Origin of the sequence: Rhizobium chutanense (genome assembly GCF_002531935.1) — a bacterium.
Lineage (GTDB): Bacteria > Pseudomonadota > Alphaproteobacteria > Rhizobiales > Rhizobiaceae > Rhizobium > Rhizobium chutanense.
In genome coordinates this window covers 26,240-39,621 of sequence record NZ_NWSV01000004.1, presented here as the reverse complement: position 1 = coordinate 39,621, position 13,382 = coordinate 26,240, and the positions used below count along the sequence as shown (strand labels likewise).

Below are 13,382 nucleotides of genomic sequence, written 5' to 3'. Positions count from 1 at the left end.
CCTCCTCCTCTTATTCCGTTATTGCGGAATGTATCCCCTTTTAGTGTTATAGACTTGGCCATCTCGCCGTTCTTGTCAACAAGGTTTTTCAACGAGACAAAGAGATGACCTGCGACGGAGCCCCGGTTTCAACGCAAAGTAGCTGTCGAACGCAAAACGGCCCGGGGAAGCCGGGCCGTTTTTTGGGGAGGGAACTTTCAACAGGCGGATGAACGGGCTTAGCCGCCATCCTTCCAAAGCGCATGAAAATGCTGCACCGGGCCATGGCCGGAGCCGACGGTAAGGTTCCCGGCGGCAGCGACCGCGCCGGCGAGATAATCCTTGGCGATGGCGACGGCTTCCTGCACCGGGGCGCCCTTGGCGAGCTCGGCGGCCAGCGCGCTGGACAGCGTGCAGCCGGTGCCGTGGGTATTTTTGGTCGGCACGCGGCTGGCTTCGAACCAGTATAGACCGTCGGCGGTGGCAAGCACGTCAGGGCTCTCGTCGCTGTCGAGATGGCCGCCCTTGACCAGCACCGCTGCAGGCCCGAGCGCACGCAGCCGCTCGGCCTGCGCCGCCATCTCGGCGCGGTTGGTCGCGACCGGCTGATGCAGCAGGGCGGCGGCCTCGGGCAGGTTCGGAGTGAGAAGCGTCGCAAGCGGCAGCAGCCGATGGGTCAGCACGTCGACCGCTTCGGGCGCGAGCAGGGCGGCCCCACCCTTGGCGATCATCACCGGGTCGAGGACGACGGGAATGCTGCGTCGATCGGCGAGTGCGCCGGCAACCGCCTCGGCAATGCCGGCATTGGCGATCATGCCGATCTTGATCGCGTCGACGCGCACATCGGCAAAGACGGCGTCGATCTGGTCGGCGACGAATTGCGGCGGCACCAGATGTACGCCGCTGACGCCTTGGGTATTCTGCGCCGTCAACGCCGTCAGCACAGCCATGCCGTAGACGCCGCGGGCGGAAAAGGCCTTGAGATCGGCCTGGATGCCGGCGCCGCCCGAGGGGTCGGAGCCGGCGATGGAGAGAACATTGCGGATCATGGGCGCACCTTTCGAATTTCGGCGGCGATGCGGCGCGTGGCCGCTTCAGGGTCGGGCGTGCCCGCGATTGCCGAGACGACGGCAAGCCCCTTGGCGCCGGCTGCAAACACTTGCGCCACATGCTCCGCCTTGAGGCCGCCGATCGCCACCGACGGTACCGGCGAGGTCTTTATCAGCCTCGCCAGGCCATCAAAGCCGATCGGCTGCTTGTGATCGGCTTTGGTCGGTGTGGCAAATACCGGTCCGACGCCGGTATAATCGACGAGGTCGGGATCGACGGCAGCGGCAAGCGTCTCGGTCTCGACCGAAAGGCCGAGGATCATCTTGGGGCCGATCATCCCTCGCGCCATGCGCGCATCCATATCCTCCTGGCCGATATGCAGGCCGTCGGCGCCGATGGCGATCGCCGCCTCGACGTCGTCGTTGACGATGAGCAGGGCGCCGGTCCCGTCAAGAGCCTGTTTCAAGGCGCGGCCGGTCGTAATCATCGCGGCGGTGCCGGCCTGTTTGTCGCGCAATTGCACCATCGTCGCGCCGCCGGCAACGGCGAGGCGCGCAGTTTCGACCATGCCGATTCCGGCGCAAAGCTCCGGGTCGAGCACGAGATAAAGCGAAAGGTCGAAAGCCTTCATGCGGCCGATATCCTTGCCCTGGCATCGAGCGTTTCGGCGTCGAGGGCGGCCAACGCATCGAGGAAACGCCAGGCGAAGGAGCCGGGGCCGGCGGCTCCGAGCGCGGCGTCCTCGCCGGCGACGGCGAAGGTTGCGAGCGCGGCGACCGTCGCCCCGAATATATCCTCAGGCGCGGTCGCGGCAAAGGCGCCGACCAGGCAAGTGAGCGAACAGCCGAGCGCGGTGACCTGCGGCATCAGGGCCGATCCGCCGGTTATGCGCACGGCCCTTTCACCATCGGTGACGAAATCGACGGCGCCGGTGACGGCAACAACCGCCTGCTGGCGCGCGGCGAGCCGGCGCGCCGACCCTTCCGCCTGCTCGACCGGGTCGCGGCTGTCGACGCCCTGGCCGCGGCTCTCTCCGCCGGCAAGGGCGATGATCTCGGAAGCATTGCCGCGAATGATCGTCGGCTTGAGCGCCAGCAGCCCCGCGACCGCATTGCGGCGGAAAGCCGTGGCATAATGGGCGACCGGATCGAGCACCCAGGGCCTGCCGGCCGAGGTCGCCGCCTTCGCCGCTGCCTGCATGCCGTCGATCCACTGCGCCGACAGCGTGCCGATATTGACGGTCAGCGCACTAGCAATGCCGGCGAATTCGCCGGCTTCCTCAGCAGCATGCACCATGGCCGGCGAGGCGCCCGACGCAAGCAGGACATTGGCGGCGATATTCATGGCGACGTAATTGGTGATGCACTGAACGAGCGGCGGCTTCTCGCGCATCGCCTTCAGCATTGCTCCTGGTGTGGTCAAGGTCTGCATGTGGCCCCTTTCAGGCGGGGGCGGGCACGGGGCAATTCGTGCGGGCGAAACCGCGACCCCGAGCGACTCCCTCCGCCGGCATTATCCGGTTCAGGTTCGAAGGGTGCTTCTCAGCCCGTCTGTCGACGGGCGCCCCTGTCTCTCATCGCGCTCTTTTTCGCAGAGAACGGGGCGGATGTCATCTCGAAAATGGAGGCCTGGTACTAGGCGCGAACGTTGCTGCTCGTGCCTGCGGAATGCAATCCCGATCGCATATTATCCGGCTAACTCAAATCATGAAGATCGGTCGTAACCGCCGGCCCGATCGAAAACTCCGAAAACCGCACCGTCAACCCGCTGCGCTCCGGCGTGCAGGCCGTTGGCCCGATCTCATAGCGCGTCGCGGCCGGGAAGGGTGCTAACCGCAGCAGCGGCCAGAAACTGCCGTCGCGGGAGGCCTGGATGCGCATCGCGCCGCCTGCGAGGGTGATGCGGATGCGGAAATCCTCCAATTCCTTGAAGGGCTGCGCCACGGACCAGTCGGATCTGCCGTCGGTGACGACGGTGCTGAGGAAGGCTTCGCCGTCGGTGAATTCGACGCCCGACTTCACCCAGCGTTTTTCGTCGAGGCGCACCATCAAGCCGGCCTGGTCGTAGAGGGTGCGGAATTCACCCTGGACGCGGATCTCAGCGGTGAAGCTGTCGCCGGTGGGAAAAGCGAGGAAATGGCCGTTGTCGCGGGTGAAGCCGTAATGGGTTTCTCGCCAGAAATCGGTTTTCTCGTCGGTCGTCAGGGTGAGGCCGGTTTCGTCTGCGCGCCAGCTGGCCGGCTCGTTCAGCCATTTTCCCTTGTTGAAATCGATGCTCATCCCGTTCTCCCGTTCCGTTGAAGCCTGACCGCAGGGCGACCACCTGACTTTGGCATATCACGCCGCTTTCGTGCAGCGCAGCCAGCCGCAGCCGACGATGGTGTTTTTTCGGCATAGCGCTATCCGCGGCTGCATATTCCATCGCCCGCGCTTGACAGGATGGATCCAGCTCTTATTCTGTTACAAAAAGATGAATTGCATAATAATGGAACTAAACGGGAGCCGTCACATGAAAACACTGGTCGCATTCCTGCTCGGCACGGCGCTCGTCGCTTTGCCTTCGACCCTGCTTGCCCAGGAAAAGGGCGGCGTCATCAATGTCTCGACGATCGGCGAGCCGCCGACGCTCGATCCGATGTCGTCGACGGCCGATCTGGTCGGGATCGTCACCCAGCATATTTTCGAAACGCTTTACACGTTCGACAAGAGCTGGAATGTCACGCCGCTTCTGGCCGAGAGCCTGCCCGAGATCAGCGCCGACGGCAAAACCTATACGATCAAGCTCAGGACCGGTATCAAGTTCCACGACAATACAGACATGACGTCCGAGGATGTCGTCGCCTCGCTTGGCCGCTGGATGAAGATCGCCTCGCGCGGCAAGCAGGTGGCCGGCTTCATCGACAAGATCACCGCTGGCGATGCTTCGACCGTCACCATCACGCTGAAGCAGCCTTATGCGCCGCTGACCTCGCTGCTCGCCTTCAACAATTCGGCGGCGATCATCATTCCGGCCGAAAAGCAGGACGAGCCGATGAAGGATTTCATCGGCACCGGTCCCTATATGTTGAAGGAGCGCAAGGCCGACCAGTATATCCAGCTCGTCCGTTTCGATGGCTACAAGTCGCGCGAAGGCGACAGCAATGGTTATGGCGGCGCCCGTCATCAATATCTCGACGAGATCCGCTTCGTGCCGGTGCCGGACCCGAACACCCGCGTCGAAGCCGCCATCTCCGGCCAGTATGATTATGTCGATTCGATCCCGGTCGAATCCTATGACAAGCTGAAGGCGTCGACGGCCTCGCAGCCAGTGATGCTGAAACCCTTCGGCTATCCGGTCTTCGTCTTCAACACGAAGGAGGGTGCCGCCAGCAATATCGAGGTCCGCAAGGCGATCCGCCAGGCGCTCAGCATGGAAGACATGCTGGCCGCCGCTTTCGGCAGTACGGATTTCTATGCGCTCGATGGCGCGATCTATCCGAAGACCTTCGCGTGGAATACAGATGCCGGCGTCGAGGGCGCCTATAACGTCGCCGATCCGGAAGGGGCGGCCGCCGCCGCCAAGAAGGCCGGCTACAACGGCGAGCCGATCCGGATTCTCACCAGCCGCCAGTATGAGTTCCACTACAAGATGGCGCAGGTCGCCGCTGAATATCTGAAGCTTGCCGGCTTCACCGTCGATATGCAGGTGGTGGACTGGGCGACGCTGACGCAGCGCCGCACGGATCCGAAGCTCTGGGATATCTACATCACCCACAGCCCGTTCCTGCCGGAGCCGGCCCTCATCGGCTCGCTCTCGACCAGCTCGCCGGGCTGGTGGGATACGCCGGCCCGAAAGGCCGCCGTCGATGCCTTCACCTCCGAGGTCGACCCGAAGAAGCGCGTGGCACTCTGGGCCGATGTTCAGAAGGCGGTTTATACCGACGCGCCCTTCATGAAGATCGGCGACTTCAACGCCGTCTCGGCAAAGTCGGTCAAGCTCGACGGCGTCGATCCGGCGCCGTGGCCGTATTTCTGGAATGCCTCGATCAAGAAGTGATGGGGTATTCCGTGGCTGCCACTTGCTCCCTCATTCCTGTGTCCTCATGGCTTCGCCAGAGGGATGTCACAGGAATCCAGCGCGCCCAAGTCCTTGGGCGCGAAGGACCTCTTGGCCGAATAAGGGTCAATCACGGCGCAGACGCGCCGTGGCTGGATCCCTGTGACATCCCTCGGGTCAAGCCCGAGGACAGGGATGAGGGAGGGCAGCGGAATCCGCTACGTCACGGACATGCATCAACAATAGGAGCAAGGTGCGGATGATACGCTACATCCTCCAGCGCTTGTTCGGCATGATCGTCGTGATGTTTCTCGTCGTCACGATCGTCTTCGTCATCGTGCGCGTGACGCCGGGTGATCCGGCCGCCGTCATGCTCGGGCCGGATGCGACGCCGCAGGATATCGCTGATCTCCGGTCCCGGCTTGGCCTCGATCAGTCGCTCGGCCTGCAATATGTCTATTATATCGGCCAACTGCTGAAGGGCGATCTCGGCCAGTCGATCTTCCTCAACATGCCCGTTACCTCGGCCTTGCTCGACCGCGCCGAGCCGACCTTCTTCCTGACGCTGTTTTCGCTCGCCATCGCCAGCATCATCGCCTTGCCGATCGGCATCTATGCCGCCTATCGGCGCGGCTCGCTGGTCGATCAGGCGGCAACGACGCTTGCCATGTTTGCCGCCAGCATTCCAAGCTTCTGGCTCGGTCTCATCCTGATGCAATTCTTTGCCGTCCGGCTGAACCTCTTCCCGGTCTCCGGCTATGGCGGTCCCGGCTCGAGTTTTGTCGAGCGCATGTATCACCTGACGCTGCCGGCTTTCGCGCTCGGCATCGTCTCTTCGGCACTGATCCTGCGCTTCACGCGCGCCTCGATGCTTGATGTGCTCGGCGACGATTATATCCGCACGGCGCGCGCCAAAGGATTGGTCGAGCGCCGGGTCATCCTCAAACACGCGCTGAAGAATGCGCTGATCCCGATCCTGACGGTGATCGGCCTGACGGCGGCGGTGCTGATTTCAGGGGCCGTCGTCACCGAGACCGTCTTCGGCCTGCCGGGTGTCGGCAATCTCGTCGTTTCGGCGGTGCTGCGCCGCGACTATCCCGTCATCCAAGGGGCTCTGCTCGTCATCGCCGCTCTCTACGTGCTGATCAATTTTGCGATCGACATGCTTTATCTGCTGGTCGATCCGAGGGTGCGCTACTGATGGCCGATATCGCAATCAAATCAGCCGAGAGCGAAAGCAGCAAATTCGCCCGCCGCCTGCTGAAGCGCAAGACGGTCGCCTTCGGCCTGCTGATCCTGACGGTCTTCGTGCTGCTTGCGGCCTTCGCGCCCATGGTCGCGCCCTATTCACCCTCCAAACTTTCCATCGTCAACCGGCTGAAGCCGCCTGGCGATACCTTCTTCTTCGGCACGGACGAGTTCGGCCGCGACGTCTTCTCGCGCACGATCTTTGCCGGCCGGCTGTCGCTGCTCGTCGGTGCTGCGGTCGTCGCCCTGTCGGCAGTGATCGGCGTGACGCTCGGCCTGCTCGCCGGCTTTTTTCAGAAGCTCGATACGCCGATCGCCCGGCTGATCGATGCGATGATGGCATTCCCGGATATTCTGCTGGCGATCGCGCTGGTCGCCGCCCTCGGGCCTTCGCTGACGACCGTCATCATCGCCCTGTCGATCGTCTATGCGCCACGTCTTGCCCGCATCGTCCGCGCCTCGACGCTGGTTATTCGCGAGCTGCCCTATGTCGAGGCGGCAAGAGCGCTTGGGATTTCGACCTTCCACATCATGACGCGGCATGTGCTGCGCAATCTGCTGTCGCCGATCCTGGTGCAGGCGACCTTCCTTTTTGCCAGCGCCATGCTTGCCGAAGCCGGCCTGTCCTTCCTCGGCCTCGGCGTCAGCCCTGAGATTCCGACCTGGGGAACGATGATCGCCGCCGGCCGGCAATATATCGGCCAGGCCGACTGGATGACGCTGTTTCCCGGTGTCGCGATCATTCTTTCGGTGCTGTCGCTGCAGATGGTCGGTGACGGCCTCAGGGACATGCTCGACCCAAGACTTCGCAAGGATCTTTAATCCGCCGGCCTCTCGGTCGGCTGCCAAATTCGCCAAATCGAAAATTGCATGACAGGAGTTTGCGTGAATCAGTTTCCCACCGCCGCCGGCAAGGTCGAGAGTTCGCCTTACGAACGGCTTGCCGCGCTCGGCATAACGCTGCCGCCGCCGCCGCCACCGATCGCCAATTTCGTGACGCATGTGCTGGAGGGCAACATGCTCTATCTCTCCGGCCAGGGGCCGCGCGAGGCCGACGGTTTGCTGCATGCCGGCAAGGTCGGCGGCGGCGTCGGAGTCGAGGCGGCCTACGGCCATGCCCGGCTGACCGGCATCAACCTGCTTGCCGTCATGCATGAGGCGCTGGGCGATCTCTCCCGCGTCAGGCGGGTGGTCAAGCTGCTCGGCATGGTCAATGCCGTGCCTGACTTCGAGGATCATCCGAGCGTCATCAACGGCTGTTCGGATCTTTTCATCGAAGTCTTCGGGCCGGCCGGCGAACATGCCCGTTCGGCCGTCGGCTTCGGCTCGCTGCCGGGCAATATCACCGTCGAGATAGAGGCCATCGTCGCCTTGCACGGCTGACGATAAGTTTCATATTGGGAGCAGCGTTCCACATATCCCGCTTCCAGAGCCAGAATTCCGGAGAATTTTATGTCCAATGACATCCGTCCATCGATCGGCCTTCGCCCCGTCATCAATGTATCGGGCACGATGACCAGCCTCGGCGCCTCGATCGTCGTGCCGGAGGCGATCGCGGCGATGGCATCGATCCTGCCGCATTTCGTCGAGATCAACGACCTGCAGCGCAAGGCAAGTGCCGTCATCGCCCGGCTGACCGGCGGCGAGGCCGGCTTCGTCACCGCCTCCTGCTCGGCCGGCATTTCGCTTGCCGTTGCCGGCGCCATTACTGGCGATAATCTGCTGGCGATCGAGAAGCTGCCGGACGTCACCTCCGAGAAGAACGAAGTGCTGGTGCAGATGGGCCATGTGGTGAGCTACGGTGCACCGGTTGACCAGGCGATCCGGCTTGCCGGCGGCAAGGTCGTGCTGATCGGCCAGGCAACCTCGACGCATCGCTTTCACATGGAAAACGCCATCACCGACAGGACGGCAGCCGCCGTCTATGTCGTCTCCCACCATGTCGTCGATTACGGTCTCTTGAATCTCAAGGAATTCGTCGAGATCGCCCATGCCAGGGGCGTGCCTGTTATCGTCGATGCCGCCTCGGAATATGATCTCCGGATTTTCCTGGGGCAGGGCGCCGATATCGCGCTCTATTCCGGCCATAAGTTCCTCGGCGGCCCGACCTCGGGTATCGTCGCCGGCAGGAAGGAACTGGTGCGCCATGCCTTCCTGCAGAATATGGGTATCGGCCGCGGCATGAAGGTCGGCAAGGAGAGCATCTTCGGTGTCATGGCCGCACTCGAAGCCTGGGAAAACCGCGACCATGCCGGCATCCGCGAACGCGAAACCGGCTCTCTCAACCTTTGGAAGAAGACACTCGACGGCCGCCCCGGCGTCACCGCGCTGATCGAGCCCGACCCGACCAACAATCCGCTCGACCGACTGCGGCTCATCGTCGATCCAGAAGAGGCCCATATCACCGCCTGGGATCTGGCCGATGCGCTCGCCAAGGGCAGCCCGCCGATCATCGTGCGCGATCACGAGGTGGAGCACCGCTATTTCTATCTCGACCCGTGCAACCTGCATCCGGGCCAGGACGTCATCGTCGCAAACCGCCTCGCTGAGGAACTCGACAAGGCGCGCGCCTCCAACGAGATCATCGCCACACCGATCGAAAACCGCAGCCGGCACCGCTTCGACGGGCTGCTGCGCTGGCCGGATTGAGCCGAAGGGGAGCCGATATGGGCAGCGTGCAAGCACAATCGATCGAGACAGCCGCCGCCGTACTTTCCGTCGAGGCGCTGACCACGTCCTTCCTGGTGGATGGCGCCTGGAAACCGGTCGTGCGCGACGTCTCCTTCACCGTCGCACCTGCCGAAACGGTGGCGATCGTCGGCGAATCCGGCTCCGGCAAGAGCGTCACCTCTCTGTCGATCATGCGGCTATTACAGGCCGACACCAGCCGCATCGAGGGCCGCGTCATGCTTGGTGGACGCGACCTTCTGACCCTGCCAGAAAATGCCATGCGGCAGGTGCGGGGCAATGAAGTGGCGATGATCTTCCAGGAGCCGATGACATCGCTCAATCCGCTCTTCACCATCGGCGATCAGATTTCCGAGGCGCTGCTCTGCCATTCGGAGATGAGCAAGGCGGATGCCAGGGCCGAGACGATCAGGTTGCTGGAAAAGGTCCGCATTCCCTCGGCCGCCTCGCGCTTCGACGAATATCCGCATCGTTTTTCCGGCGGCATGCGCCAGCGGGTGATGATCGCCATGGCGCTCGCCAGCCGGCCGAAGCTCTTGATCGCTGACGAGCCCACGACGGCGCTCGACGTGACCATCCAGGGCCAGATCCTCGATCTCATCAAGATGCTGCAGGAGGAGGAGGGGACCTCGGTTCTGTTCATCACCCATGACATGGGCGTCGTTGCCGAGATCGCCGACCGGACGGTGGTGATGTATCGCGGCGAACAGGTGGAAAGCGGCGCCACCACCGATATCTTCCATCGTGGCAGACATCCCTATACGCGAGCGCTGCTGTCGGCCGTGCCGGTGCTCGGCTCGATGCAGGGCCGGCAAAGGCCGCTGCGCTTCCCGGTGGTCAACACGGCGACCGGGGAATCGGACGTTCCCGCCGAGGCGGCCGATACGGTGGCAGCGGCGCCTGTTCTACAGGTGAAGAACCTCACCAAACGTTTCGATATTCACTCAGGTCTGTTCAACCGGCTGACGAGCCGGGTGCACGCGGTCGAAAACGTCTCCTTCGATCTGCATGCCGGCGAGACGCTGTCGCTCGTCGGCGAATCCGGCTGCGGCAAATCGACGACGGGGCGCGCCATCATGCGTCTCATCGAGCCGCAGGCGGGTTCCGTTCTCGTCGAGGGCAGGGAGGTGCTCGGCCTCGACAGGAAGGAGTTGCGCGAGATGCGCAAATCCGTGCAGATGATCTTCCAGGATCCCTTCGCCAGCCTCAATCCGCGCATGACGGTGGGAGCTGCGATCGCCGAACCCTATCTCGAACATAGGATGGGCAATGCGAGAGAGGCAAAGGAGGTCGTCGCCGACCTGCTGGTCAAGGTCGGCCTGTCCTCGGATATGGCCGCGCGCTATCCGCATGAATTTTCCGGCGGCCAGCGCCAGCGCATCTGCATCGCCCGGGCGCTCGCCTTGCAGCCGAAGGTCATTGTTGCCGATGAAAGCGTTTCGGCGCTCGACGTCTCGATCAAGGCGCAGGTCATCAACCTGATGCTCGACCTGCAGCAAAGCCTCAATCTTGCTTTCCTGTTCATCTCGCACGACATGGCGGTGGTCGAACGCGTCAGCCACCGTGTGGCGGTGATGTATCTCGGCGAGATCGTCGAGATCGGACCGCGCGCCGCCGTCTTCGAAAATCCGCAGCATCCCTATACGAAAAAGCTGATTTCAGCCGTGCCGGTGCCGGATCCCGACCGCCGGCACGAGAAGCGGATGGTGGCGAATGACGAGATCAAGAGCCCGATGCGCCCGGTCGATTATCGGCCTCCGGCCACCGTCTATCGCGAGGTCGGGCCGGGCCATCTGGTGATGGCCGACCGGTAGATCTGGCTTGGCTATTGGGAGTTGCCTAACGGGTCAGCGGCGCATAAAGCAGATGTAGAGACACCTGCCTGGAAAGCCGTACAAATGGACAAGACAGAGTATTATTCGAACCTTGGCGGTTTGCCGCCGCAGACCCAGCTGCTTTCCGGCCGGGCCGTTTTCACCACGGCTTATGCGGTCATCCCCCGCGGTGTCATGAGCGATATCGTCACGAGCCTCCTCCCACATTGGACGGGAACGCGGGCATGGGTTCTCTCACGGCCGCTTTCCGGTTTCTCCGAAACCTTCTCGCAATATGTGATGGAGGTTCAGCCGGGTGGCGGCAGCGACCGGCCGGAGCCGGACAAGCGAGCCGAAGCGGTGCTGTTCGTCGTCGAAGGCGGCATGACGGTGGAACTCGAAGGCGTCAGCCACGCGCTGCGCGCCGGTTCCTTCGTCTATATTCCGGCGGGTTCTGTCTGGCGCCTCAAAAACGACGGTTCGACCGCGGCGATCTTCCACTGGGTCAGGAAAGCGTTTCAGGAGGTCGAGGGGCTGGAGCCGCCGCCGGCGATCGTCACCCATGAGGACGAGCATCCGATCCGCGCCATGCCCGACACCGACGGGCGCTGGGGCACGACCCGCTTCATCGACCCGGCGGATGTGCGTTACGACATGCACGTCAATATCGTCACCCTGGAGCCGGGCGCGGTGATCCCCTTCATGGAAACCCACGTGATGGAGCATGGCCTCTATGTACTGGAGGGCAAGGCGGTCTATCGCCTGAACCAGGATTGGGTCGAGGTCGAGGCCGGCGACTTCATGTGGCTGCGCGCCTTCTGCCCGCAGGCCTGTTACGCCGGCGGCCCCGGCCGTTTCCGCTATCTGCTTTACAAGGATGTCAACCGCCACATGAAGCTCTGGTAGGCCGCCTTTACGAAGGGCGTGGACGGCGGCCGGCGCCGTCGCGGCCAACCTGTTCGGTTGCTTGACAGCTCTATCGATTGCCCGCATCGTCGTTCGATGCGGGATATGGATTCATGGCTATCGGACAGGAAGGAAATCGGCCGAAGAAACGCTGCCGAAGCGGTCTTCGAAGATATCCGCACGGCCATTGTGGATCGGAAGCTGGCTCTCGGTACCCGTCTTCCCTCGGAGCTGCAACTGGCCGAAGGTTACGGCATCAGCCGTGCGATCGTACGTGAAGCGCTTCGCTCGCTGCAGACGCTGGGCTTCACGCAAACCAGAACCGGCCGGGGCACCTTCGTCGTCTCGGAGAGCCCGGCGCGGCAGCTCGGCGAAGGTGCCTATTCTGCCCGCGACCTGATGGAAGCGCGGCCCTGCATCGAAATCCCGGCTGCCGGTTGGGCGGCCTCGCGCCGTTCGAGCGAACAGCTCGCCTCCCTGACATCCTTGTGCGATCGGATGCAGGAGGAAGAGGATATCCAGAAATGGGTGCGGATGGATGCCGCGTTTCACGGAGAAATCGCCGAAGCCTCGGGCAACGCGATCTTCAGGAAAGTCGTTGCCGATGTTCGCGGCGCGCTTTCGACGCAATCCGAACTCGTGGAGCATGTTCGCGGGCGGCGCAAAGCGTCCAACGCGGAGCACCGCCGCATTCTGGAGGCCATTGCCGCGGGCAGGGAGCGGGAGGCGCGTGGAGCCATGGCAGAGCACCTGCTGGAGGTGAAGCGGTCCATCATCGGCATTGCCGATGAAAGACGAACTGCGTTGAAGGGATGATTTCAGATCTGCGCCCGAATATCCGGATGCGCGGCCGATCGAAAGCAAAGCGATGAACGATCTGGAAAGCTGGCTGTCCGACCCTGCGATTATCAGTCGAAAAAGCGCCTCGGAACTGATCTTCGAGGAGCTGCGCACTCTCATTCTCTCCGGCCAGTTTTCTGCCGGTTCGAAGCTTCCGTCGGAAGCCAAGCTGGCAGGAAAATATGGGGTGAGCCGCCCGATCGTGCGGGAGGCGCTGCGCTCGCTGCAGATTTTGGGGCTGACGGAGACGCGGACCGGGAGCGGAACATATGTGCTCGCCGGCGGCGGCGGCGATATCAGTTACGGCGATTATTCGGCGCGGGATCTGATCGAAGCGCGGCCCTACGTCGAGGTATCCGCCGCCGGCTGGGCGGCTCTGCGGCGAACCGACGACGAACTGTCCCGGCTGCTCGGACTTTGCGACCGGATGGAGCAAGAAGACAATACCGAGGCCTGGGTGCGGCTTGATTCGGATTTTCACGGGCTGATCGCGGAAGCGTCCAAGAACGCGGTGTTCCGCGATATCGTCGAGGACGTCCGCGAGGCGATGGCCCGGCAATCCGGGCTGCTGACCGTCTTGGGGCCGCGGCGTCAGGAATCCAACGCAGAACATCGAGCGATCGTTGAAGCCATCCGAAAAGGCTCGGATGTCGAGGCTCAGGCTGCGATGGACCTTCATCTGAAGAAGGTCGAGGCGGCGGTCAGTCGCATCATCGGCTCCGAGCCGCGTTAGATCAGCGGGCATAATCTCCTTTTTTGCGCGTCCTTCCGCTGTGATTGAAAAATCCTTGACTGCACGGCATTTTTCCATTTAATCGCCAA

General features: G+C 62.9%; 13 protein-coding genes and 1 riboswitch. Of the genes, 9 read left to right on the top strand and 4 right to left on the bottom strand.

Annotated elements, in window-relative coordinates; translation table 11 throughout:
* Positions 1 to 218: 218 nt before the first annotated feature.
* The 4 genes from thiD to CO666_RS07470 all read right to left on the bottom strand — a co-directional run bounded on the left by thiD (position 219) and on the right by CO666_RS07470 (position 3,308).
* Positions 219 to 1,028 (bottom strand): bifunctional hydroxymethylpyrimidine kinase/phosphomethylpyrimidine kinase, encoded by an 810-nt coding sequence (gene thiD, locus CO666_RS07485; RefSeq protein WP_097611450.1) that lies wholly within the window; start codon positions 1,026 to 1,028, stop codon positions 219 to 221.
* On the bottom strand, positions 1,025 to 1,660 hold the full coding sequence (gene thiE / locus CO666_RS07480; RefSeq protein ID WP_097611449.1) for a thiamine phosphate synthase: 636 nt from the start codon (positions 1,658 to 1,660) through the stop codon (positions 1,025 to 1,027). Before thiE ends, thiD begins: the two co-directional genes overlap by 4 nt.
* Positions 1,657 to 2,460: a hydroxyethylthiazole kinase gene (gene thiM / locus CO666_RS07475; RefSeq protein WP_097611448.1), complete on the bottom strand. Its 804-nt coding sequence runs from the start codon at positions 2,458 to 2,460 to the stop codon at positions 1,657 to 1,659. Before thiM ends, thiE begins: the two co-directional genes overlap by 4 nt.
* 50 nt (positions 2,461 to 2,510) lie before the next feature.
* Positions 2,511 to 2,607, bottom strand: a riboswitch (TPP riboswitch).
* 116 nt (positions 2,608 to 2,723) lie between these two features.
* On the bottom strand, positions 2,724 to 3,308 hold the full coding sequence (locus tag CO666_RS07470; protein ID WP_097611447.1) for a DUF1349 domain-containing protein: 585 nt from the start codon (positions 3,306 to 3,308) through the stop codon (positions 2,724 to 2,726).
* Positions 3,309 to 3,537: 229 nt separating this feature from the next.
* Between CO666_RS07470 and CO666_RS07465 the strand changes: the two genes are divergently transcribed.
* The 9 genes from CO666_RS07465 (at position 3,538) to CO666_RS07425 (ending at position 13,293) form a co-directional block, all read left to right on the top strand.
* Positions 3,538 to 5,064, top strand: coding sequence for an ABC transporter substrate-binding protein (locus CO666_RS07465; RefSeq protein WP_097611446.1), 1,527 nt, complete (start codon positions 3,538 to 3,540; stop codon positions 5,062 to 5,064).
* A gap of 259 nt (positions 5,065 to 5,323) precedes the next feature.
* Positions 5,324 to 6,265, top strand: a complete 942-nt coding sequence (locus CO666_RS07460; protein WP_179869633.1) for an ABC transporter permease — start codon at positions 5,324 to 5,326, stop codon at positions 6,263 to 6,265.
* Positions 6,265 to 7,134, top strand: coding sequence for an ABC transporter permease (locus CO666_RS07455; RefSeq protein ID WP_097611445.1), 870 nt, complete (start codon positions 6,265 to 6,267; stop codon positions 7,132 to 7,134). Before CO666_RS07460 ends, CO666_RS07455 begins: the two co-directional genes overlap by 1 nt.
* A 48-nt stretch (positions 7,135 to 7,182) precedes the next feature.
* The gene (locus tag CO666_RS07450) at positions 7,183 to 7,695 is read left to right on the top strand and encodes a RidA family protein (protein WP_085739953.1); all 513 of its coding nucleotides are present in this window, start codon (positions 7,183 to 7,185) and stop codon (positions 7,693 to 7,695) included.
* A gap of 69 nt (positions 7,696 to 7,764) precedes the next feature.
* Positions 7,765 to 8,961, top strand: a complete 1,197-nt coding sequence (locus tag CO666_RS07445) for an aminotransferase class V-fold PLP-dependent enzyme (protein WP_097611444.1) — start codon at positions 7,765 to 7,767, stop codon at positions 8,959 to 8,961.
* Positions 8,962 to 8,978: 17 nt separating this feature from the next.
* The gene (locus tag CO666_RS07440) at positions 8,979 to 10,814 is read left to right on the top strand and encodes an ABC transporter ATP-binding protein (protein WP_097611443.1); all 1,836 of its coding nucleotides are present in this window, start codon (positions 8,979 to 8,981) and stop codon (positions 10,812 to 10,814) included.
* 84 nt (positions 10,815 to 10,898) lie between these two features.
* Positions 10,899 to 11,720 (top strand): bifunctional allantoicase/(S)-ureidoglycine aminohydrolase, encoded by an 822-nt coding sequence (locus CO666_RS07435; protein ID WP_097611442.1) that lies wholly within the window; start codon positions 10,899 to 10,901, stop codon positions 11,718 to 11,720.
* 96 nt (positions 11,721 to 11,816) lie between these two features.
* Positions 11,817 to 12,536, top strand: a complete 720-nt coding sequence (locus CO666_RS07430) for a FadR/GntR family transcriptional regulator (RefSeq protein ID WP_097611441.1) — start codon at positions 11,817 to 11,819, stop codon at positions 12,534 to 12,536.
* 52 nt (positions 12,537 to 12,588) lie between these two features.
* On the top strand, positions 12,589 to 13,293 hold the full coding sequence (locus tag CO666_RS07425; protein ID WP_097611440.1) for a FadR/GntR family transcriptional regulator: 705 nt from the start codon (positions 12,589 to 12,591) through the stop codon (positions 13,291 to 13,293).
* Positions 13,294 to 13,382: the final 89 nt, after the last annotated feature.